The sequence below is a fragment of the Pseudarthrobacter oxydans genome (assembly GCF_034258515.1).
Taxonomy (GTDB): Bacteria; Actinomycetota; Actinomycetes; order Actinomycetales; family Micrococcaceae; genus Arthrobacter.
This window is the reverse complement of the sequence record NZ_CP139438.1, coordinates 690039-710807: the sequence shown is the minus strand read 5'-3', so window position 1 is coordinate 710807 and position 20769 is coordinate 690039. Positions and strand designations below refer to the sequence as shown.

The 20769-nt window shown below is 67.7% G+C and carries 20 protein-coding genes; 12 read left to right on the top strand and 8 right to left on the bottom strand.

Going from position 1 to position 20769, the window contains the following annotated elements; translation table 11 throughout:
• Positions 1 to 3: 3 nt before the first annotated feature.
• A complete protein-coding gene (locus SMD14_RS03325) occupies positions 4 to 1362 on the bottom strand; it encodes an ABC transporter substrate-binding protein (RefSeq protein ID WP_197432423.1) in 1359 nt (452 codons plus the stop codon).
• A gap of 201 nt (positions 1363 to 1563) precedes the next feature.
• On the opposite strand from SMD14_RS03325, the gene SMD14_RS03320 reads away from it, so the two are divergent.
• Positions 1564 to 2616, top strand: coding sequence for a LacI family DNA-binding transcriptional regulator (locus SMD14_RS03320; RefSeq protein ID WP_321215312.1), 1053 nt, complete (start codon positions 1564 to 1566; stop codon positions 2614 to 2616).
• A 13-nt stretch (positions 2617 to 2629) separates the two neighbouring features.
• Here SMD14_RS03320 and SMD14_RS03315 read toward each other — a convergent pair whose 3' ends face one another.
• Complete coding sequence (locus SMD14_RS03315) at positions 2630 to 2974, bottom strand: hypothetical protein (protein WP_157239215.1); 345 nt, start codon at positions 2972 to 2974, stop codon at positions 2630 to 2632.
• Positions 2975 to 3190: 216 nt separating this feature from the next.
• Here SMD14_RS03315 and SMD14_RS03310 point away from each other — a divergent pair, with 216 nt between their 5' ends.
• A complete protein-coding gene (locus SMD14_RS03310; protein ID WP_409339715.1) occupies positions 3191 to 3760 on the top strand; it encodes a hypothetical protein in 570 nt (189 codons plus the stop codon).
• A gap of 78 nt (positions 3761 to 3838) precedes the next feature.
• The gene (locus SMD14_RS03305) at positions 3839 to 4558 is read left to right on the top strand and encodes a YcnI family protein (RefSeq protein ID WP_321215310.1); all 720 of its coding nucleotides are present in this window, start codon (positions 3839 to 3841) and stop codon (positions 4556 to 4558) included.
• Positions 4559 to 4665: 107 nt separating this feature from the next.
• Here the strand turns inward: SMD14_RS03305 and SMD14_RS03300 are convergent, their stop codons facing one another.
• On the bottom strand, positions 4666 to 4869 hold the full coding sequence (locus tag SMD14_RS03300; protein ID WP_321215309.1) for a hypothetical protein: 204 nt from the start codon (positions 4867 to 4869) through the stop codon (positions 4666 to 4668).
• Here SMD14_RS03300 and SMD14_RS03295 point away from each other — a divergent pair.
• Positions 4862 to 5302: a DUF4232 domain-containing protein gene (locus tag SMD14_RS03295; protein WP_321215308.1), complete on the top strand. Its 441-nt coding sequence runs from the start codon at positions 4862 to 4864 to the stop codon at positions 5300 to 5302. The genes SMD14_RS03300 and SMD14_RS03295 overlap by 8 nt on opposite strands.
• A gap of 130 nt (positions 5303 to 5432) precedes the next feature.
• On the opposite strand, the gene SMD14_RS03290 is transcribed toward SMD14_RS03295, so the two are convergent.
• Positions 5433 to 5906 carry a DUF4383 domain-containing protein gene (locus tag SMD14_RS03290; RefSeq protein ID WP_321215307.1) on the bottom strand — a complete coding sequence of 158 codons (474 nt, stop codon included), beginning with the start codon at positions 5904 to 5906 and terminating at the stop codon, positions 5433 to 5435.
• Between the two features lie 168 nt (positions 5907 to 6074).
• Between SMD14_RS03290 and SMD14_RS03285 the strand changes: the two genes are divergently transcribed.
• The 3 genes from SMD14_RS03285 (at position 6075) to SMD14_RS03275 (ending at position 13716) form a co-directional block, all read left to right on the top strand.
• A complete protein-coding gene (locus SMD14_RS03285) occupies positions 6075 to 7598 on the top strand; it encodes an FAD-dependent oxidoreductase (RefSeq protein WP_321215306.1) in 1524 nt (507 codons plus the stop codon).
• Between the two features lie 168 nt (positions 7599 to 7766).
• Positions 7767 to 12893, top strand: coding sequence for a DEAD/DEAH box helicase (locus SMD14_RS03280; RefSeq protein ID WP_321216212.1), 5127 nt, complete (start codon positions 7767 to 7769; stop codon positions 12891 to 12893).
• A complete protein-coding gene (locus SMD14_RS03275) occupies positions 12886 to 13716 on the top strand; it encodes a DNA-formamidopyrimidine glycosylase family protein (protein ID WP_321215305.1) in 831 nt (276 codons plus the stop codon). The genes SMD14_RS03280 and SMD14_RS03275 overlap by 8 nt, the downstream gene beginning before the upstream one ends.
• 24 nt (positions 13717 to 13740) lie before the next feature.
• Here SMD14_RS03275 and SMD14_RS03270 read toward each other — a convergent pair whose 3' ends face one another.
• Complete coding sequence (locus SMD14_RS03270; protein WP_321215304.1) at positions 13741 to 14388, bottom strand: hypothetical protein; 648 nt, start codon at positions 14386 to 14388, stop codon at positions 13741 to 13743.
• A 61-nt stretch (positions 14389 to 14449) separates the two neighbouring features.
• Between SMD14_RS03270 and SMD14_RS03265 the strand changes: the two genes are divergently transcribed.
• Entirely contained in the window at positions 14450 to 15934 is a 1485-nt protein-coding gene (locus SMD14_RS03265) for a PLP-dependent aminotransferase family protein (protein WP_321215303.1), read from the top strand.
• A 40-nt stretch (positions 15935 to 15974) separates the two neighbouring features.
• Here SMD14_RS03265 and SMD14_RS03260 read toward each other — a convergent pair whose 3' ends face one another.
• The gene (locus SMD14_RS03260; protein WP_321215302.1) at positions 15975 to 16667 is read right to left on the bottom strand and encodes an SRPBCC domain-containing protein; all 693 of its coding nucleotides are present in this window, start codon (positions 16665 to 16667) and stop codon (positions 15975 to 15977) included.
• Complete coding sequence (locus SMD14_RS03255; protein ID WP_321215301.1) at positions 16660 to 17289, bottom strand: helix-turn-helix domain-containing protein; 630 nt, start codon at positions 17287 to 17289, stop codon at positions 16660 to 16662. Before SMD14_RS03255 ends, SMD14_RS03260 begins: the two co-directional genes overlap by 8 nt.
• Positions 17290 to 17393: 104 nt before the next feature.
• Here SMD14_RS03255 and SMD14_RS03250 point away from each other — a divergent pair, with 104 nt between their 5' ends.
• From SMD14_RS03250 to SMD14_RS03240, 3 genes are all read left to right on the top strand, one after another.
• Positions 17394 to 18377, top strand: a complete 984-nt coding sequence (locus SMD14_RS03250) for an RluA family pseudouridine synthase (RefSeq protein ID WP_321216211.1) — start codon at positions 17394 to 17396, stop codon at positions 18375 to 18377.
• 88 nt (positions 18378 to 18465) lie between these two features.
• The gene (locus SMD14_RS03245) at positions 18466 to 19095 is read left to right on the top strand and encodes a hypothetical protein (protein WP_321215300.1); all 630 of its coding nucleotides are present in this window, start codon (positions 18466 to 18468) and stop codon (positions 19093 to 19095) included.
• Positions 19076 to 19693, top strand: coding sequence for a DedA family protein (locus SMD14_RS03240; protein WP_157239233.1), 618 nt, complete (start codon positions 19076 to 19078; stop codon positions 19691 to 19693). The genes SMD14_RS03245 and SMD14_RS03240 overlap by 20 nt, the downstream gene beginning before the upstream one ends.
• Before the next feature lie 35 nt (positions 19694 to 19728).
• Here the strand turns inward: SMD14_RS03240 and SMD14_RS03235 are convergent, their stop codons facing one another.
• A complete protein-coding gene (locus tag SMD14_RS03235; protein ID WP_157239235.1) occupies positions 19729 to 20034 on the bottom strand; it encodes a hypothetical protein in 306 nt (101 codons plus the stop codon).
• A 141-nt stretch (positions 20035 to 20175) separates the two neighbouring features.
• On the opposite strand from SMD14_RS03235, the gene SMD14_RS03230 reads away from it, so the two are divergent.
• Positions 20176 to 20679 (top strand): hypothetical protein, encoded by a 504-nt coding sequence (locus tag SMD14_RS03230; protein WP_157239237.1) that lies wholly within the window; start codon positions 20176 to 20178, stop codon positions 20677 to 20679.
• Positions 20680 to 20769 lie beyond the last annotated feature (90 nt).

Genomic DNA, 20769 nt, shown 5'->3' with positions numbered 1-20769 from the left:
AATTTATCCTTTGGAGGCCCGGTCCAGGGAGGCCTGGCCCTTGCTCTGGGAGTCCTTGATCCGTGCTTCAAGGGCAGAACTGTCCACCTTGCCGGCGGCAAGGTCAGGGACGGACTGGACCGTGACGTTCAGCAGGCCCAGCTGGATGTCGCCCCAGGCTCCGGTGAACGGCGTCGCCTTGGACTTCGCGGCTGCGTCGGTGATGGGCTTGAGCTTCGCATTTCCGCCCAGCTCCTCCAGGGCCTCGGCGTTGGCCGGCAGGTCGCCGAAGATCTTCTGGTAGTTCAGCTGTTCCTCTTTTGAGGTGATGAGTTTGATGTACGCGAAGGCCAGGTCCTTCTGCTTCGAGTAGTCCGCTACCACGAGGTTGTCGCCGGACAGGATGCTCGCTGCGTCCTCGTTCTTGGAGCTGGACTCGCCCGGAGGCGTTGTGGGCATCAGTGCGTACTCGTACTTGCCCGCAACGGCCGACTTCTCAAGGGTGGGAAGGGAGCTTGAGGTGGTCATCATCAGGTAACCGGCCTTGCCGCTGGCAAAGGCCGCGACTGCGTTGCTGTTGCTCCAACCCACGGAAGCCGGGTCAACGATCTTGTCCTCTGTCAGCCAGCCGAAGTAGGTTTCGTAGGCCTTCTTGACGGTGGGGTCGTCGAGCTTGAGCTTGTTGCCGTCCACGATCGGGTTGCCGGCCTGGACGGACATCGCCCAGATGAACTTCCAGGGGTCGTAATTGTCCTTGTAGCCGGTGGCCAGGCCGTAGGTGCCGTCCTTGGTCATCTTCTTCGCCTGCTCCGCAAGCTCATCCCACGAAGTGGCCGGCTTTTCAATTCCGGCGGCGGCCAGCAGTTCCTTGTTGTACGCCATCACGAAGGGGCGGCTGACGAACGGAATGCCGGCCTGGTGCTCCTCGTCCGGCCCGGAGATCCCCAGGGCAGCCTTGTTGAACCGTTCCTTGCCTCCCACCTTCTTCCAGTCGTCGTCGGACAGGGTGACAAATGCCTTGGTGGCGAAGGCAGTCGGCGTGAAGGTGGTGCCCAGTCCGTAGATGTCCGGGCCCTGCCCCGATACCACTGAGGTCTGGATGCGGGTCAGTTCGTCGTTGGCCGAGGCAAAGGTCTCGAACTTCACGTCGGCGCCGGTTTCAGCCTTGAATTTTGCCGCGATGTCGCTCTGCCACTGCTTCTGCTGTTCCGGGTATTGGCTCAAGACACCGACGAGGACGTTGAGGGTCTTGCCCGTTCCGTCCACCTTTCCGTCCGCGCTGGTGGACGAATCAGTAGTGCCGGAGCCGCCGCCGCAGCCGGTCAATGCCAATGCCGCAGCCGTAACGATAGCCGCGAGCCCGGAAGACGATTTAAACCTCATTGTTTTCTCCTCTTGGACACCCACATGGCCACAACGTCAAGTGGCGCACATCACTGCAGGCGATTCGAAACCCAGTCTAGGGAGCGGCAACACATGCGGCAAGCGGTTGCCAAAAGTTGCCAAAAGATGTTTCCATTGAGGTACGGCCACTCCACCGCGGATGAAGGACCGGCGCCTTCTCGGCACGAAAGGATTGGGCCAATGACTGCAACAACGCCGGGAGCTCGCACGGAGGGGCCGCCGGAGGGCCGCGCGGGCGCGGAAAAACTCCCAACAATCCGGGACGTCGCCCAACTCGCGGGGGTGGCCACATCAACGGTTTCGCGGGCCCTCTCCAAGCCGGACCGGGTCAACCGCCACACCAGGGAACGCATCGAAGCAGCGGCCGCTCAGCTGAACTACGTGCCCAGCTCACAGGCACAGGGACTCAGTTCAGGGCGCACCAACGCCGTCGCCGTCCTGGTGCCGGACATTACCAACCCGTTCTACTTCGACATCATCCGGGGCACCCAGCACCAGCTCAAGGCTGCGGGGTATACGCAGTTGCTGGTAGATACCGAGGAGTCCAATGAAATGGAGCTTGAAGCGCTCCACAAAATGCGGCGGTCTGCTGACGGGTTCATCCTTGCAGCCTCCCGTTTGACTGATGCGCAACTGGCCGAGGTCTCCGAGACCCAGCCGCTGGTGACAATCAACCGGGCGTCCACCAGCGCTCCAACGGTTGTCATCGACACGCCCTCCGCGATCATCCAGGCCCTGGAGCACCTGGCGTCCCTGGGCCACCACCGCGTCTGCTACGTCAGCGGCCCGCCAACATCCTGGTCCAACCGGGCACGGTGGAAGGTCTTCGAGGAGGAATCATCCAAACGCGGAATGGAAACCCACCGCATTGGCCCCTACACGCCCAAAACAACCTCGGGCGCAGCCGCGGCAGACGCGGCCGTGCGCACCGGCGCCACGGCGTGCATCGTGTTCAATGACCTTCTTGCCATCGGAATGCTCCAACGGCTTCGCGAGCGCGGAATCCGCGTACCGGAGGACATCAGCATCGTCGGCTCGGATGACATCTTCGGCGCAGATTTCTGCAACCCCCCGCTGACCACCATTTCCAGCCCAATCGAGCAGGCCGGCCGGGTGGCTGTATCCATGCTGCTTTCCCAGCTGAATCCTGTTCCAGGCCGCTCGAGCCGGCAGCTTGCCGTGATGCCCACGCACCTTACGGTGCGGGCCTCCACGGGGCCCGCGCGGGCTTGATCCCGGCTGCCTGCTACAGCCGGTCCGTCTTGTCCTCGCCCTTGTGGCCCGCGCCGCGCAGGTTTTCCTGCACCTTGCCGAAAAGGTCCTTGATGGTGGACTCAGCGTTCGTGATGACGTCCACGGGCACATAAACGTCGTGGGTAAGCGGCAGGTCGTATTCATCCTTCAGGTGCGTGCCGTTTCCGACCCCCGTCAGGGACAGGTAGACCATCGCCTCCGTGCGGGCGATTCCCGCGAGCTTTCCAAAGACGATGGTGAACTCGTTGGGCTGGAAGCTGATCGTCTGGCCGATGTGGCTGCGGCCAAGTTCACCAGCGGGAACAACCTTTTCTGACTGGCTTCCGGTGTAGTCCATGAACTTCTCCTCAACATCGCCAACAGTTACGCAGGCAGTCTAACCCGGCCCTGAAGAGGCGGTACATGGCCGCCGCTCAGGGCTGCGCCTCCCCTGCCGCCACAGGCGCGGGCAGGCCCCGGATACAATTTGTACGACTGACTTCAGGCCGGAAGGGGACCATCCGTGGATGCGCTTCGTACCCGCGTCCCCTTCCACTTCCTCCGGTCTTCAGCCATGGCGACCGCCATCCTGACCCTTGCCGCCGGAGCACACCTGGCGGGCGGCGGCGCGTTGCCGGCCCCCACCGTCATGCTGGCAGTGCTGGCATTGACTGCACTCGGCAGCACCACAGCCACCCGCCTGCGGTTGGGTTTCCCCGCCGTCATGGCGCTTCTGGGTGCCGGGCAGCTGGCGCTGCATGAGGTCTTTGGTGCCTTCAGCATCCCCGCAGCCGCCGCCGAATCCGGCGCCAAGGCAGCTCACGGCAGCCACCTGGCCGGAGCCGCTGCGCTGCCGCTGGACCACATCTCGGGGGCCGGGGCAGCGTCCGGCCCGCTGATGCTTGCGGCCCACATCCTGGCGACGCTGGGGTCCGCGCTCCTTCTCGCCAAGGGCGAGGACGCACTGTGGGCGCTTGCTGCCTGGCTTCGGCCCCTCGTGGCGCTCCCCCGGCCGGCAGCGTGCGACGGCGGCGCCGCGCCTTTGTTTCCTTTCGCACCTTTCGCCGTGCCGCTGCGTCCCTGGCGCAACCTTCGGCAGGACAGCCGGCGCGGCCCGCCTTCCGCCGTCGCGCTTTCCTCCTGACCCCGCCGGATCCTTCCGGCGCGAACCCCGAAAACCTACGCACCCCGGCCGTTCCGGCGTGCGCCAGAAAGGCAACCCATGAACACCCCATTCCTTCGCCGTGCCCTGAAAACTTCCGCCGCAACCGGAGGTGCTGCCATGCTCCTGCTGGCGGCCGCGGGCGGTGCCGCCGCACATGTCGGCGTAACGCCGGACAAGACCTCGGCCAACTCCTACGCCCTGCTCACCTTCGCGGTCCCCCACGGCTGCGACGGATCGGGTACCACCAAGGTGGCCATCACGCTCCCTGCGGAGCTGAACGATGCCCAGCCCACCGTCAACCCCAACTGGACGGCGGAGAAGGTGACCGAGCAGCTCGCCGAGCCCAGGAAGCTCGCCGACGGCTCCTCAATCACCAAGCGGACCAGCCAGGTGGTCTACACAGCCAAAGCACCCCTGGAACACCAGCTTCGGGACACTCTGGTCCTTTCCGTGAAACTCCCCGATGCGGCCGGAACAACGCTGTATTTCCCCACCCTCCAGACCTGCGAGGCGGGGCAGACCGACTGGTCCGAGATCGCGAAGGACGGCCAGGACCCGCACTCCCTGAAGGCTCCCGCGCCGTCGGTCACCATCACCGGGGCAGCCGGCGCCGGCGGCCCCGGAACAGAACATGCCGCAGCAGTCGCCGACGGCGGCGCAGCGGCACGTGCAGATGGCGGTGCCGACGCGCGCAGCTGGGCGGGCCTGGCGGCCGGGGTCGGCGGGCTGGTGCTGGGCGGCGCGGCGTTCGTCCGGAGCGCTGCACGGCGCAAGTAGTCCGCCTTGATGCCCGGATCATCACGATCCGGGCATCAAAATGCCGTGCGGCCTCGTGGCGTCGTTGACGCGGGCTCCTGCTGCGGCGAAGGTGGTGCCATGAGGTCTCAGCGAATTTTCCAGGGGTTGGTCATTTCCACGGCTGCCGCGTCGGCGGCATTGATGCTTAGTGCCTGCAGTCCGGGCCAGTCGCAGGCACAGACGACTCCGCCGGCAGGCACCAGCTCAGCCAGCCCGGACGCAACGTCCGCCGCTCCCACGACGTCGGCACCGCCGTCGTCGTCCGGCACGCCCACCGGCTCAGTGACCACGGCGCCGGGTGCACCTGCCCGCTGCAAGGCGGCAGGGCTTACGGCTGCTACCGATGCGTCGGGGGGCGGGGCCGCCGGCAGTGTCTACATGAAGCTCAACCTCACCAACACCGGCGCAGAACCGTGCATCCTCCAGGGCTTTGCCGGCGTCTCCCTGGCAGCGGATGGCGCCGGTGCCCCCATCGGCGCTCCCGCCACCCGCGATGAAACCACCGCACCGGCCGACGTCCTCCTGGCACCCGGCCAGACCGGCTCCGCCGTGCTGCGCTACACCCAGGCCGGAAACTACCCGGACTGCGCCATGGTGGACGCCGCCGGCTACCGGATCTACCCGCCCGAGGACACCGACTCCCTGTTCCTGGCCCAGCCCACGCGCGCCTGCAGCAATGCCGGAATCACGCTGCTGACCATCGGGCCGTTCCAGCCGGCCTGACGTTCCCCCCGGAAACAGTCCAAGGAAAGCTGCAGGCGGTCCGGCGAGTGCCGGGCCGCCTGCAGCTGTCTGTGCTGTGTTGCTGACGTGCGTGGTTACTGACGTGCGTGGTTGCTGACGTGCGTGGTGCTTACCTGGTGGCAGTGCTGGGGCGTCCCGCGCGGGCGGTGCCCCGTGACAGGGCGACTCCCAGGCCAACCATTGCCACGCCAAGGACGAAGTGCAGCCAGTCGTCCGCGGTGTTCACCGGGACAAAGTTCGCCGCGGTGTCCTTGCCGATCAGCAGGCCGTAGATCCAGAGGACCAGGTAGATGGCACCGCCGCCCACCAGGTAATTCCTGGACTGCACGGCGCTGCGGGCCATCGCGATGCCGGCCGCGCCGAAGAGCACGTGGACAATGTTGTGCAGCACCGACACCTGGAAAATCCCCAGCAGCAGCGCTTCCGAACCATGTCCGGCGAAACCCAGGGCCTGGTAGTTGGTGGTGACGCCTGGAATGAACCCCAGGAGGCCCACTAAGAAGAAGACTGCACCCACCGCAAGGGCTGTCTTTTGAATGTTGGTCCGGTCCACCGCGCGACCGTCGGAACTCATGCTGGTCATGATCTCTCCTGTTTGCCGTTATGTTCACACCGTGGCTGCCGGGCTGCCGCCTGACCATAGACTTAAACCCCGACATCATAAGTATACTTAGTAAACAGATTGGGATTCATAACAGACCCATCACAAATGGCCCACCAGGACCTGGAGCAAAAGGCAGGCTGAGCAGGCATGACGTCGATTTGGTTGGATCGGGCGGACACTTTCACAACGGACCCGTTCGAACCCGGAAGCAGCTATGACACCGTGGTGGCAGGCGCCGGACTCACCGGCCTCGTCACGGCACTCCTCCTGGCCCGCTCGGGGCAGAAAGTGCTCGTCCTGGAGGCCAGGTACCCCGGCGCAGTCACCACAGGAAACACCACCGCCAAAGTGTCCCTGCTCCAGGGGACCTTCCTGTCACAGCTCGCCCGCCAGTACTCGCGGAAGCAGGTGCAGGCATATGTGGACGGCAACCGCGAAGGCCAGGCCTGGCTCCTGCGCTACCTCGACGAGAACGGAGTGCCGTACCAGCGGAGGGACGCCTACACCTACGCCGCGTCCCCCCAGGGCACGGAAAAGCTCCGCGAAGAGGTCAGTGCCGGCACCACCGCCGGGCTGGACATGGAATACGTGCGCGACGCCGGACTGCCGTTTGCCGTTCACGGCGCCGTGCGCCTGGCGGACCAGGCACAGATCAACCCGATGGAGGTGCTGGACGTCCTGGTGTCCGACCTTCGCAGCCGGGGCGGATCGGTCGTGGGCGGCGTGCGGCTCCGGGATGTCACGGGCGCCGGACCCGCCACGGTCCACACAGCCCAGGGCAACGTCACCGCCAACCAGGTGGTGCTGGCCACCGGCATCCCGGTGCTGGACCGCGGCCTGTACTTCGCCAAGCTCACACCCAGCCGCTCCTACGCGGCGGCGCTGCAGCTGCAGGAGGACCAGGCGCCTCCACCGGGAATGTACCTCTCAGTGGAACAACCCACCCATTCGCTGCGGGACTATGAGGCCGACGGCCGGCGGCTGCTGCTGGTGGGCGGGCACGGACACCATGTGGGCAGGGCCAGGTCCGAGAAACACCACCTGGGCAGCCTCCTCGACTGGGCCGTGCGGCATTACCCCGGCGCGGTTGCCACCCATACCTGGTCCGCGCAGGATTACCTGCCAACCAACCTCATGCCCTTCTTCGGCAAGTTCCCCCGCGGCAAAGGCCATATCTACTTCGGTACCGGCTACAACAAGTGGGGCATGACCAACGCGGTGGCCGCCGCCGTCGGAATTTCCGCTGACATCCTGGGCGGGAACGTGCCATGGGCGAACACCATCCACCACCGCGTTACCGCACCCTCCGGCGCCCTGTCCGCCGTCGCCCTAAATGCGGGAGTAGCAGCCAAGCTGGCCTCCGGCTGGGGACAGGTGGCTGCCCAGGGCCTGCGGAGGGACAAAAGCCAGCCTGCTGAGCCCGCGCCGGTGGTTCCGGCCGAAGGCGAGGGCAAGGTTTACCGCGAGGGACCCAAACCAGTGGCCGTGTCCACCGTTGCCGGCACCACGTGCAGGCTGTCCGCCGTCTGCACCCACCTCGGCGGGATCCTGCACTGGAATGACAGCGAGCTGACGTGGGACTGCCCACTGCACGGCTCCCGTTTCAGCAGCGACGGGAAGCTCCTGGAAGGGCCCGCCACCAAGGACCTTCCGGCCGCAGGAAAGGCTTGAGCCAGGCATCGGGGAGGCCTGCGGCAAGGCCGGAGCACGGCCGGCATCAGTGTCGGTGGCTTGGGGCATGATGGAGGCATGATCCAGGAACAGGGCCCCCAAACTGGAAACACCAATGGCGGGACTGCCGGCGGGAATGCCGGCGGGAATGCCGGCGGCGCCGCCGCCATGGCACAGTTCAGCCGGCCCACCAGGGACTGGTTCCTCGGCGCCTTCCCAGGGCCGACGCCCGCACAGGAGGGCGCGTGGCGGGCGATTTCCTCAGGTTCGCACGCCCTGGTGGTGGCTCCTACCGGTTCGGGTAAGACCCTTGCCGCTTTCCTCTGGGCGCTGGACCGGCTGCTCATCGCCTCCACCGAAGAAACGGAGGCTGCCGAGCGCCATGCCGCCGCATCCGGCGCTGCCGCTGCCACGGGCGAAAAGGCCCCCGCCAAAGGCAAGCGGATACGGGCCCCCAAGCGCAAGACCCGAGTCCTCTACATCTCGCCGCTGAAAGCCCTTGGCGTGGACGTCGAACGGAACCTCCGCTCGCCGCTGATCGGCATCACCCAGACCGCCAAGCGGCTCGGCCTGCCGGCACCGCTGACCACCGTGGGCGTGCGCTCGGGGGATACTACTGCCGCGGACCGCCGGACGCTGCTGACCAGCCCGCCGGACATCCTCATCACCACCCCGGAATCGCTGTTCCTGATGCTGACCTCCAGGGCACGGGAAACGCTGGCCGAAGTGGACACCATCATCATCGATGAAGTCCACGCGGTGGCCGGGACTAAACGCGGCGCCCACCTGGCCGTCTCACTCGAACGGCTGGATGCCTTGCTGCCCAAGCCGGCGCAGCGCATCGGCCTGTCCGCCACGGTGGAACCCAAGGAGCTCGTGGCGCAGTTCCTCGCAGGTTCGGCACCGGTGGAAATCGTGGCCCCGCCCGCCAAGAAGAACTGGGACCTCACAGTCTCGGTTCCCGTGGAGGACATGTCCGACCTCCAGGGCGCTGCCGGCGCTTTTGACTCGGGCCCGGCCTCCGGACTGCAGCCGCAGGCATCCATCTGGCCGCATGTGGAAGAGAAGATCGTGGACCTGGTGCTCGCCAACCAGTCCACGATCGTCTTTGCCAACTCCCGCCGGCTGTCCGAGCGGCTCACGGCACGGCTCAACGAGATTTACGCTGAGCGGCAGCTGGTGGCCGTGGGCGGCGGCTGGGATGATCCGGTCCCCCCACCGGCGGCGTCAGGGATTCCCGCCTCCACGGCCACGCCCGCGCACATGATGGCGCAGGCGGGAAGCTCGGCGGGCGCGGATCCGGTGCTGGCGCGCGCGCACCACGGCTCGGTTTCCAAGGACCAGCGTGCGCTCATTGAGGACGACCTGAAGTCCGGGCGGCTGCGGTGCGTGGTGGCCACCTCGTCCCTGGAACTGGGCATCGACATGGGTGCCGTGGACCTGGTGGTGCAGGTGGAATCGCCGCCGTCCGTTGCCAGCGGCCTGCAGCGGGTGGGCCGCGCCGGCCACCAGGTGGGCGAAGTCTCCCAGGGTGTCCTCTTCCCAAAGCACCGTGCCGACCTCGTCCACACAGCCATCACCGTGGAGCGGATGCTGGCCGGCAAGATCGAGCGCCTCAGCATCCCCGCCAATCCCCTGGACATCCTGGCCCAGCAGACCGTCGCTGCCGCCGCCCTTGGCAGCATCGACGTTGAGGAATGGTTCGCCACCGTGCGGCGCTCCGCCCCTTTCGCGTCCCTCCCCCGCTCCGCCTTCGAAGCCACCCTTGACCTGCTGGCCGGCCGCTACCCGTCGGACGAGTTCGCCGAGCTTCGTCCCAGGATCATCTGGGACCGCAACGCGGGCACCATCGAGGGCAGGCCGGGGGCTCAGCGCCTGGCCGTGACCTCCGGCGGAACCATCCCGGACCGTGGCCTCTTCGGCGTGTACATCATCGGCACCGAAGTGGAAGGTGCCGCATCCCCTTCTGCTGACGGCAAGCCGGCGCCCGCGCCAAAGGGAGGACGGCGCGTCGGCGAGCTGGACGAGGAAATGGTGTACGAGTCACGGGTGGGGGACGTCTTTGCCCTGGGCGCGACGAGCTGGAAAATCGAGGACATCACGCACGACCGCGTGCTTGTCTCCCCGGCCTTTGGCCAGCCGGGCAAGCTTCCCTTCTGGAAGGGCGATTCCCTGGGCCGGCCCGTGGACCTGGGGCGCGCCCTCGGCGCGTTCGTCCGCGAACTGTCAGCGTCCGACGTCGGCCCTGCCACCGAGCGCTGCGAGGCAAGCGGCCTGGACGCCTTCGCGGCAAACAACCTGATCCAGTACCTCAAAGAGCAGAAACTGGCCACCGAGGTTGTACCGAACGACACCACGCTGGTGGTGGAGCGGTTCCACGACGAGCTGGGCGACTGGCGGGTGATCCTGCACAGCCCCTTCGGCATGCCCGTGCACGCGCCCTGGGCCCTCGCCGTCGGGCAGCGGCTCCACCAGCGCTATGGGATGGACGGCTCCGCCATGGCCGCCGACGACGGGATCGTGCTTCGGGTGCCCATGATGGAGGATGAGCCGCCGGGAGCGGAGCTGTTCCTGTTCGACCCCGAGGAGCTGGAACAGATCGTCACCGCAGAGGTGGGCGGCAGCGCGCTCTTCGCGTCGCGGTTCCGGGAGTGTGCCGCCCGTGCCCTGTTGCTGCCGCGGCAGACTCCCGGCAAGCGGCAGCCACTGTGGCAGCAGCGGCAGCGCTCCGCGCAACTGCTCGATGTTGCACGGAAGTACCCGACTTTCCCCATCGTGCTGGAAACCGTCCGTGAATGCCTGCAGGACGTTTATGACCTTCCCGCTTTGAAGGACATCGCGGCGTCGGTGGAGCGGCGCGAGCTGAGGATTGTCCAGACCACCACCTCCCAGCCCTCGCCGTTCGCCAAGTCCCTCCTGTTCGGGTACGTGGCACAGTTCCTCTACGAGGGCGACTCCCCGCTGGCTGAGCGCCGGGCTGCCGCACTCGCCCTGGACTCCACGCTCCTCAACGAGCTGCTGGGGCGGGTGGAACTTCGCGAACTGCTGGATCCCAAGGTCATCGAGGCCACCGAGCGCGAGCTCCAGCGGCTGGCCCAGGACCGGCGGGTGCGGGGAATGGAGGGCGTCGCCGACCTGCTGCGGCTCCTTGGCCCCCTGGCACCGGAGGAAGTAGCCGCCCGGCTGGAACCTGCCGCGGCGGTTGAGCCTGCACCGGTGGTTGAGCCTGCCGGCGTGGTTGAGCCTGCCGAAACCGGGCCCACCCACGCAGAGCCCACCAACACAGAGCCCACCAACACAGAGCCCACCAACACAGAGCCCACCAACACAGAGCCCACCAACACAGATCCCACCAACACCGCGCACGCCCAACCCGCAGAAGCCGCTGCCCACCTCACCGCCCTGCAGCGGGCCAACCGCGCCATCAAGGTAAACATCGGCGGCGTGGAACGGTTTGCCGCCGTTGAAGACGCCGCGCGGCTCCGCGACGCCATTGGCGTTCCGCTGCCCATGGGCGTCCCGCTCGCCTTCATCGAGCCCGTGGCGGACCCCCTCGGCGACCTTGTTTCGCGCTACGCCCGCACGCATGGACCCTTCACCGCCGCCGAGGCCGCAGCGCGGCTGGGCCTGGGTGTGGCAGTCGTCAGCACGGCCCTGAAGCGCCTGGCCGCGGACGGGCGCGTGGTGGAGGGCGAGTTCCGGCCGCATGCCGCACAGCCGGAAGCCCCCCGGGAGGGCGGGGTCGGCGGCGAAGCCGCTCCCGCCGATGGCGTGGAACCTGGTGTGGTGGACCCGGGCCCCCCGCCGGCAGGTGACCTGCCCTCGCCGCACCTGCCCCTCCATGCTGCCGTCAGCGAATGGTGCGACGCCGAGGTCCTGCGGAAGCTCCGCCGTCGTTCGCTGGCGGCCCTCCGCGCGGAAGTGGAACCAGTGGACGCGGCAGCCTACGGGCGCTTCCTCCCCGCCTGGCAGCATGTCCGCACGCCAGGCGGTGGCCGCGGCCAGCCCTCGCTGCGGGGCCTGGACGGCATCATCACGGCCGTTGACCAGCTCTCCGGAATTCCTGTTCCGGCATCCGCGTGGGAGCCGCTCATCCTCGCCAGCAGGGTGTCCAACTACCAGCCGGCCATGCTGGACGAGCTCATGGCCGCCGGGGAAATCCTTTGGTCCGGCGCAGGCGCCCTGCCCGGGAATGACGGCTGGATCAGCCTTCACCTCGCCGACTCCGCGGAACTGACCCTGAGCCCCGCAGTCGAGTACGAACCCGGTGATGCCCAGCAGCGGCTGCTGGACCACCTGCGGAACAACGGCGGCGGCTACTTCTTCCGGCAACTGACGGACGTCGCCGGCGGCATGGACTCCGTGCTCAGCGACCAGGAAGTGGTCGCGGCGCTCTGGGACCTGGCCTGGGCAGGCCGGATCACCGGGGACACCTTCGCCCCGGTCCGCGCCCTGATTGCCGGTGGACATACAGCGCATCGGCAGGTGGCACGGGCACCGCGGGCCAGGGCTCCGCGGCTCAGCAGGCTGGGCCGTTCCCACGGAAGCGGGCTCGTGGGCTCGCCGGGACTGGCGGGCGGGCGTTATGGCGCCTTGGCCGGGGCGGCCGCAACTCCCCCGATGGCTGCCGGCCGCTGGTCCGCCCTTCCGCAGCCGGAGCTGGACGCCACCATCCACGCCCGCGCCACTGCCGAACTCCTGCTGGACCGCTACGGGGTGGTCACCAGGGGATCCGTGATGGCGGAACAGATCCTGGGCGGCTTCGGCCTGATGTACAAAGTCCTGGCCAGGCTGGAGGAGGCAGGGCGCTGCCGCCGCGGCTACTTCATTGAGCACCTGGGCGCGGCCCAATTCGCCGTTCCGGCCACTGTTGACCGGCTGCGCTCGTACTCAGAGGACAGCCAGCTCGCCAAGCCCGAGCCGGTTGCCCTTGCCCTGGCCGCCACGGACCCGGCCAACCCGTACGGTGCAGCCCTCCCCTGGCCCGCCCTCCAGGACGACGCCGGCACCGGGCACCGTCCGGGGCGGAAAGCCGGCGCCCTGGTGGTGCTGGTGGATGGGGCGCTGGTCCTGTACGTGGAGAGGGGCGGGAAGACCCTGCTGGCTTTCAGCGGCGATGATGCCGTGCTGGCGGCGGCAGGCGCAGCCCTGGTGGGCGTGGTGACCCGCGGGGCCGTGGACAAACTCATCATGGAGAAGGTCAACGGCCACGGCATCCTGGACACCCCGGTGGCTGCAGCCCTCAGCTCCGCCGGCGCCTACTCCACCCCGAAGGGGCTGAGGATCCGTGCCTGAGGGCGACTCCGTCTGGCGTGCAGCCAACCAGCTGCACCAGGCACTGGCAGGGCAGACACTGCTTGGCTCCGATTTCCGCGTTCCGCGCTTCGCCACGCTGAACCTTGCCGGCTGGACCGTGGCCGAGGTAGTCGCGCGCGGCAAGCACCTGCTGATGCGCGTGGTGGGACCGGACGACAAGAGGCTCACCATCCATTCCCACCTGAAGATGGAAGGGACCTGGCAGGTCTACCCGCCCGGGGGGAAGTGGCGGAAACCAGGCTACACGGCCCGTTGCGTGCTGCGGACCGCGGCTGCGGACGCCGTCGGATTCTCGCTGGGCATCGTGGAAGTGGTGGCCACCGCAAGCGAGGATTCCATCGTGGGATTCCTGGGCCCGGACCTGCTGGGCCCGGACTGGGACCCGGACGAAGCAGAACGGCGGATCCGCTCCGCCCCGGACGTCCCCGTGGGCGTGGCCCTCCTGGACCAGAGGAACCTTGCCGGGATCGGCAACATCTACCGGTGCGAGGCGTGCTTCCTCTCCGGGGTGCACCCCGCCTCGCCGGTGTCCTCGGTGGCGGACCTGCGGACCCTCATGACCGACGCCAAGCAGCTCCTGGAAGTCAACCTGGGCCCCGGCCGCCGGGTCACCATCCTCAACGCCAGGGGCCTGCCGGTGGGCAGGATGGCGGGGCGGCCCGGCTACTGGGTGTACCGCAGGGAACACCAGGCCTGCCTCAAGTGCGGAACACCCATCCGGCGCGGGGTGCTGGGCAAGCTGAACGGCGACGAGGAACGGGACATCTACTTCTGCCCCACATGCCAGCCCCTGTTGGCCTAGGATTCCCCGCCCCCGCCTGCCGCCTCAGTTGGTGCTGGCAAGCGGCTCCGGGGCTGCGCTTCGGGAGTCGCCGCCGCTTCCAGCGTCGGCGTGTGCAGCGGTCACCATGAAGACCGGCAGCAGGAGCTGGACCAGGGGGCCGATGGCAAGGGCGTACACAACAGTCCCCACTCCCACGGAGCCACCAAGGAACCAGCCGACGGCGAGGACAACAATTTCGATCAGCGTGCGGGACACCCGGACAGACCAGCCAGTACGCCTCGCCAGCCCGGTCATCAGTCCGTCCCGTGCGCCGGGACCGAAACGGGCGCCGATGTAGCAGGCCGAAGCGATGCCGTTCAGCAGCACCGCGCCGGCAAGCAGGCCCACCTGTCCGCCCAGGTGGGAGAACGCGGGAATCAGGGCGAGACCGATGTCCGCGAACAAGCCAACCAGGACGGCGTTGCAGAGGGTTCCGAACCCCGGCCACTGCCGCAACGGAATCCACAGCAGCAGCACCAGGAAACTGACGATGATGACCACCACACCGATGCTGAGCCCGGTCCTGCCAGCGACACCCTGGTGAAAGACATCCCACGGGTCCAGGCCCAGCCCGGCGCGGATGAACATGGCGAGGGAGATGCCGTACATGGCAAGGCCGGTAAAGAGCTGAAGAAGTCTGCGGGTCAACATACACACGACCCTGTCAGAAAACTGGCCTTGATTTACATAGCCAGTCTGAAATACTGGCCTGATGTCATCCCTCACCGCCGCCGGCCTTGCCCGTCTCTTGGGCGAGTGGAACGTTGGTGCCGCGGCCGCTTACCGCGAGCTGGCCGACGTCGTACGCCTGCTGGTGCTCGACGGGCGGGTGGCCCTGGACACGGCCCTGCCCAGCGAGCGGGCGCTGTCCGACGTCCTGGGCGTCAGCCGGACCACGGTGACTGCCGCCTACGGCCTGCTCCGTGACCAGGGTTTCCTTACCGGCGGCCAAGGCAGCAGGAGCCGGACACGGATCCCGCCGGTGACCCCGGCAGGCACCACGGTATTCACAGGCCCGGCGCGCAAGGACCCGGCGCTCACCGCCCCCGGACTGGCTGCCCCGGAAGGACTGATCGACCTCGCCTATGCCTCCCTTCCCGCCAGCGGAGAGGTGGTGCACCGCGCGTTCGCGGCCGCCCTCACCGAACTCCCGGCTCTGCTCCCCGGCTTCGGCTACGACGCCATCGGCCTGCTCCCCCTGCGGGAGGCAGTGGCGGCGCGCTACACCGCGGCCGGAGCGCCCACAACCGCGGACCAGATCCTGGTGACGTCGGGCGCGCAGCATGCCCTCAACATCGTCCTTCGCGCCCTTGCCGGCCGGCAGGAACGGGTGCTGGTGGAGCACCCCAGCTACCCGAACGCCCTCGATGCCATCCGGGCGGCCGGGTGCCGCCCCGTTCCGGTGGCATTCTCCGGGGGCCGGCCGGGGTGGGACATGGACAGCATCCAGGCGGCACTGCAGCAGCAGCGGCCCAAGCTGGCGTACGTGGTTCCGGACTTCCACAATCCAACGGGCCAACTGATGCCGGACCTCCAGCGCCGCCGGCTGGTCCGCGCGGCCGCGGCCGCCGGCACCGTCCTGGTGGTGGATGAGACCCTCCGGGAGCTGAACCTTGACGGCGCCGGGACCACTCCCGTCGCGGCTTTCAGCCCGGCAGTGGTAACCATCGGCTCGCTCAGCAAATCCCATTGGGGCGGCCTCCGCACAGGCTGGATCCGGGCTACTCCGGACCTGGTCCAGCGCTTTGCGGCAGCGCGGACCTCGCTGGATCTGGGCGGACCCCTGATGGAGCAACTGGCCGCCGCCCACCTGGTCAGGGCCTTGGACGAGCCCCTGCCGGCCCGTCTAGCCGCGCTCCGGGACAGCCGGGCCGCGCTCCTGGAACTCCTCGCCGGCCACTTGCCCGAATGGGAGGTGGCGTACCCTGCCGGCGGCCTCTCGGCGTGGTGCAGGCTGCCGGCCCCCATCAGCACTGCGCTGACAGTCATAGCCCCCGACTTTGGAATCCGGCTGGCGGCAGGGCCGCGCTTCGGGGTTGGCGGCGCCTTCGAACGCTACCTCCGGGTGCCCTTTACCCTGCCGCCGGAGAAGCTGGAGACCGCAGTCCTGGCCCTGCGTTCAGCGCAGGACCGGCTGGATGCCGCCCCGCAGCTCCGGCGCACCCTCAGGAACGCCCCGGCCGTGGCCATTGCCTGACCCTCGGCTGTCGCCAGCGGTGCGCGTCCCGGCGGCAGCCCTACGCGTACACCTTCGCCAGGAAGTTGCCCCATGCCCTGGCGGTGGCTTCGGAATCCCCTGCACCGCTGAAATCATGGACGGTCATCCCGACGGGTGCGCCCCACGCGTTGCGGCCGAAGAAGCGGTACATGGCCTCGGATGTCCGCAGGCCAAGGAAGTGCTCATTGGAGAAGTCCACTTCCCCTGAAAGCCTCCCCATGCCGTCGAGCTCCACGTCCAGGCGTGAACCCTGCTCCGCGGACGCCAGGCCCAGCGCGCCGCGCAGCCGGGCAAAGCCGTCTGGTGACTGGGACGCCGCCGGCGCCTGGATGTCCGTGAATACCACGGGCCGGCCGTCGAAGTACTGCAGGTACTGGCCCAGGGTGTGGAGGTAAAACTCGGTGTGGCGGGAGGCGCCGTCGTACTGTTCGTCCCAGCTGTCCGCAAAGATCCCGCTGTGGACGTAGTGGAGGCGGGCGCCACCGCCGTCAAGCGGTTCCAGGACGTGCTCCAGCTGGTTGAACCAGCCGTCCGGCCCCTCCATCCTGGACACGAGGTGCGTCGGGTATTCCTTGACGGTCTTGACGTCCGGCCACTGGTCCGTGGGGAACATCCACGCGGGCGTTCCAGTGGTCACAGCCTCCCACACGCGCTCCGGCGTGCCCGGAAGCTCGGTGTCGCAGACGATTTCGAAGTTGCGGTTGTCAGTCATTGTCCTGCTCCTTGCCTGAGGGGGTTTCCGTTGTTTCCTTGAGCGGCTTGAGGACGGGATGAAGGGCCACCACGAGGCGGTGCCGCCGCCCGCGGGGGGCGTCGCCGTCGTGGTATTTGTCCACCAGTCGGGTGACTGCCACGCCGAGCTCCTCGGCGAAGGCTGCGCGGTCGGCCGCGGTGCGGAAGGTGACTTCGCCGTCCACCGCGAACGTGGCCAGCTCCTGGCGGGCCGCGGCCGCGCCGGCAATCAGCTTGCCCAGCTCCTGCACCATCCGGCCCGCAAGCGCCAGCAGCCAGAACGCCGAGAAATGACTGGAAAAGCGGCCCGGATCCGGTGAGATCGAGGCCAGCGCCTGGGGCGAGATCAGGTAGGACGAGGCCGTGGCCTGGACGACGCGCTCGGTCACGTTGCCCTTGCGCCGCTCCTCCACCAGCTCCACCAGCCCGTGCTTCTCCAGGGCCTTCAGGTGGTAGTTGACCTTCTGCCTCGGCAGCGCCAGCCTGACCGCGAGCCGGGTGGCCGATGCCGGCTGGACCAGCTCCCGAAGGATCCGGGTACGGATCGGATCGAGTGACACCTCGGCCGCTGCCGGGTCCTCAATAACCGCTATCTCCAACATGCTTCCAGTATTGCCACCGACAATTTTTATTGTCAAGAACTTTTTTGTCGTCGGTTTTAGTTCGCCGAACGGGCAGGAACGCGCGCCGGTAGAATGGACCGGTGATGCAATCCCCCCTCCCCGTGCGCGACGGCGTGAACGCCACCCGCCTGCGCCTGCCGGAAGAGGGCCCGTGGGACACCGCAATGGACTACATGATGCACCGCTGGGGGCATATCGATCCGCAGGGCATCGAGGACAGGTTCGACGCCGGCGAGATCGTTGGCGAGGGCGGGGTGCCGCTGGACCGGGCTACTCCCCTCCAGGACCACACCTTCATCTGGTACTACCGCAGCCTGCCGCCGGAGACGCGGATCCCGGTGGACATCAGCATCCTCCACCAGGACGAGCACCTGCTGGTGGTGGACAAGCCGCATTTCCTGCCCACCACCCCGGGCGGCACCTACATCCAGGAGTCGGCGCTGGTGCGCCTGCGCAACCAGCTGGAACTGCCGGACCTGATTCCCATGCACCGGCTTGACCGCATGACCGCCGGGGTACTGCTGTTCTCCACCAATCCGCAGACCCGCGGCAAGTACCAGGTGCTCTTCGAGAAGCGCCAGGTGCAGAAGGAGTACGAGTGCGTGGCCGCCGCCCACCCTGCCCCCGGCCATGCCGCCGTCGAATTTCCCGTGGTGGTGCGCAACCGGATGACCAAGTCCCGCAGCTACCTGCTCGCCGAAGTGGTGGACGGTGAACCCAACGCGGAAACCCGGATCGAGCGGCTGGAAACGTTCGACGCCGGCGCTTCCCCGGGTGCCTCCGGCGCCACGGCCGCGGCATCGGGCGGTCCCCGGCGCCTCGCGCGGTACCGGCTGGAGCCGCATACCGGAAAGACCCACCAGCTGCGGGTGCACATGGCTTCACTCGGCCTGGGCATCATCAACGACGCGTTCTATCCGGAGCTGCTGGACAAGGCACCGGACGACTACAGCCGGCCGCTCCAGCTGCTGGCCCGCGGCATCCGGTTTGTTGACCCCATCGCGGGAAAGCCCGTGGAGTACCGCAGCCGGCTTGAACTCAGCACTGCCGGTCCCGCCCGCAGCTGACCGGCCGCGCCTGGCCGCTCCGTCCTCTGGATGGCGGGTGCCGACGGGACTATCCTGAGGGATACCTGGGCCAAGGCAAGGAAGCACAATGGACGCGCTCATCGAAATACCCGGCGATCGGACAGCCGCCCGTTTTGCGTACGCAGCAGCCGGGCTGGGCGCGGTGGGAGTGGCCACCCTGGGCGCCATGTTTGCCGTGGAAGTCCCCCGCAACGGACCCTATGTCTTCGGCACCATCAATGACGCAACGGGCGCCGTATTCAACCTGGTGGCCATCCCCGTAATCCTCCAGGTCCACCGCCGGCTGCCCCGGACGGGCGCCTCCGAGGCCGGCAAGTGGGTGGTCATTGCTTCCTGCGCGGCCGGATCCGCAAGCTCGTTCCTGCTGGTTTCCAGGCAGCTCGATTTCAAGAGCTCCACCGTCATTTCGGTCGCGGCGATGACCGTCCAGGCGGGCTGGTTCCTGCTGGCACACCGGGAGCTCCTGGCCTCCGGGGGGTACCCGCGGAAGCTCGCCAGACTGGGGCAGGCCATTGGAGGTTCGCTGCTGGTGGCGCTGCCCGTGGCCGGCCTCACCGCCGTGGAGCAGCTTCCCCGCTGGATCCGCTACGGGGTTGGCGGTGCCGGCGTCGCGGCGGGAGCAGCCGCCTGGATCGCCTGGCCGTACTGGTACTTCCTGGCCGGCCGGCAGTTGGGCCATGGACTTCGGCAGCGCTGAGAGCTGGGGGACGGCGATCTACTTTTGGATCATCCCCGTGGTTCTCGGTGATGCCATCTTCCCGCCCGTTCCCTCCGAAATGGTGGTGATCACCGCCGGCGCCCTGTCCGCGGACGGACGCGCCAACGTCTTCCTGGTGGTAATACTCTCGGCCGTGGCCTCCTGGATCGGCGACATGGTGGTTTTCCAGCTCTTCCGGCGGCGGCTGAGTCACGTGCTGGACCGGTGGAAGTGGGGCCGGCGGGTCCACCAGGGCATCCACGAAGCCATCGCCAAAGCCGGCCGTTCGTCCACCTACGGGACCATCATCGGTGCCAGGTTTATCCCGGGCGGCCGGCTGGCCACCTCGGCCGCTGCCGGCATAGCCAACGTCTCCGCGCCGGGATTCAGCCTGTGCGCGGGCATCGGGGCAGTGCTGTGGGCATGCTGGCTGGTGGGCCTGGGCTACTTCACGGGCTCGGCAACCAAGCTGCCGTTTTGGGCCAGCTCGCTGATTGGAGTGGCGCTCGGCCTGGTGGTGGGCGCCGCCGTCGGCGTGATCGTGACCCGGCGGCGCGGCAGCCGGTCACCAGTGGAGGAACCGGGCCCTCTGGGCTGAGCGCTGGACGACACCGGGCCCAGTGGCAGCGGGTCCTACACGGGAGCCCAGCGGCCGCGGTTGCGGCGCAGCACCGTGAGCGAACCGGTGAGGGCAACGCGTTCGACGGCGTCCCGCATCATGGCTGCCGATTCCCGCGCCCGCTGGTTCTCACCGCTGTACTCGGTGGCCTCCACGAGGAACCGCAGGTTCAGCTGCGGCACCCCGCCGGCAATCTGCAGCTGGTTCGACTCCACATGGTGGCGGGTTCCCAGCGCTTCCACCGCAGCGTCCATCACGGCTTCAGGCGGGTTACCCGGCCGAAGTCCGGTGATCTTCAGGCGGGTCTGGAAGGAGGGCATGCCTTCAACCCTAATCAATAGCCTGCGAAAAGCCCGTCCGGCAGTGGATCCAAATCACCCATGGCGGTCTCCGGTACGGCGGGGCTACACTAGCCCCGCGGTCTCATCTTCAGTATCAACAACGAGAAAAGAAGACGGAACATGAGACGGAATATCCTTCGCGCTTTTGCCACCACATTTGCGGTCCTCCTGGCCTCGGTTTTGGGCATCAGTGCCGCTTCAGCAGGCTCGGGCCAGAGCGACCTGGCGGCGGTTCGCCAAGCCACGGTCCAGTACCGCAACGTTGACGCAGCCGTAATGGCCGGGTACGAGGCAGTGGGTGAATGTGTTCCAGGCATGGGCTTCCACTACGTCAACTTCAGCCAGTTCGGCCAGATGGACCCGCTGACCCCGGACGCACTGACGTACGCAGCCAACAGCGCGGGCCAACTCAGGCTGGTGGCCGCAGAATGGTTCAAGGTGGACGAGGACCAAGACCTGGGAACCGACAGCGACCGGCCCTCCATGTTTGGCAAGGACTTTGACGGCCCCATGCTGGGCCACGCCCCTGGCATGCCGATCCACTACGACCTCCACGCCTACCTCTGGCAGGGTAACCCGGACGGTGTGCTGGCAACCTACAACCCGAAGGTCCGCTGCCTGTAGGGGCAGCAGCGGCCACTTACGGATGCGCTATCACTTTTAGTTGCTTCCCGGCACGGGAGCAACCAAGAGTGATGGCGCAACGCCAGAACG

What these genes read in the sequence shown, in the direction of transcription:
- SMD14_RS03325 (WP_197432423.1), bottom strand. Translation starts at nt 1,362, where the DNA reads ATGAGGTTTAAATCGTCTTCCGGGCTCGCGGCTATCGTTACGGCTGCG.
- SMD14_RS03320 (WP_321215312.1), top strand. Translation starts at nt 1,564, where the DNA reads ATGACTGCAACAACGCCGGGAGCTCGCACGGAGGGGCCGCCGGAGGGC.
- SMD14_RS03315 (WP_157239215.1), bottom strand. Translation starts at nt 2,974, where the DNA reads ATGGACTACACCGGAAGCCAGTCAGAAAAGGTTGTTCCCGCTGGTGAA.
- SMD14_RS03310 (WP_409339715.1), top strand. Translation starts at nt 3,191, where the DNA reads ATGGCGACCGCCATCCTGACCCTTGCCGCCGGAGCACACCTGGCGGGC.
- SMD14_RS03305 (WP_321215310.1), top strand. Translation starts at nt 3,839, where the DNA reads ATGAACACCCCATTCCTTCGCCGTGCCCTGAAAACTTCCGCCGCAACC.
- SMD14_RS03290 (WP_321215307.1), bottom strand. Translation starts at nt 5,906, where the DNA reads ATGACCAGCATGAGTTCCGACGGTCGCGCGGTGGACCGGACCAACATT.
- SMD14_RS03285 (WP_321215306.1), top strand. Translation starts at nt 6,075, where the DNA reads ATGACGTCGATTTGGTTGGATCGGGCGGACACTTTCACAACGGACCCG.
- SMD14_RS03280 (WP_321216212.1), top strand. Translation starts at nt 7,767, where the DNA reads ATGGCACAGTTCAGCCGGCCCACCAGGGACTGGTTCCTCGGCGCCTTC.
- SMD14_RS03270 (WP_321215304.1), bottom strand. Translation starts at nt 14,388, where the DNA reads ATGTTGACCCGCAGACTTCTTCAGCTCTTTACCGGCCTTGCCATGTAC.
- SMD14_RS03265 (WP_321215303.1), top strand. Translation starts at nt 14,450, where the DNA reads ATGTCATCCCTCACCGCCGCCGGCCTTGCCCGTCTCTTGGGCGAGTGG.
- SMD14_RS03260 (WP_321215302.1), bottom strand. Translation starts at nt 16,667, where the DNA reads ATGACTGACAACCGCAACTTCGAAATCGTCTGCGACACCGAGCTTCCG.
- SMD14_RS03255 (WP_321215301.1), bottom strand. Translation starts at nt 17,289, where the DNA reads ATGTTGGAGATAGCGGTTATTGAGGACCCGGCAGCGGCCGAGGTGTCA.
- SMD14_RS03250 (WP_321216211.1), top strand. Translation starts at nt 17,394, where the DNA reads ATGCAATCCCCCCTCCCCGTGCGCGACGGCGTGAACGCCACCCGCCTG.
- SMD14_RS03245 (WP_321215300.1), top strand. Translation starts at nt 18,466, where the DNA reads ATGGACGCGCTCATCGAAATACCCGGCGATCGGACAGCCGCCCGTTTT.
- SMD14_RS03240 (WP_157239233.1), top strand. Translation starts at nt 19,076, where the DNA reads ATGGACTTCGGCAGCGCTGAGAGCTGGGGGACGGCGATCTACTTTTGG.
- SMD14_RS03235 (WP_157239235.1), bottom strand. Translation starts at nt 20,034, where the DNA reads ATGCCCTCCTTCCAGACCCGCCTGAAGATCACCGGACTTCGGCCGGGT.
- SMD14_RS03230 (WP_157239237.1), top strand. Translation starts at nt 20,176, where the DNA reads ATGAGACGGAATATCCTTCGCGCTTTTGCCACCACATTTGCGGTCCTC.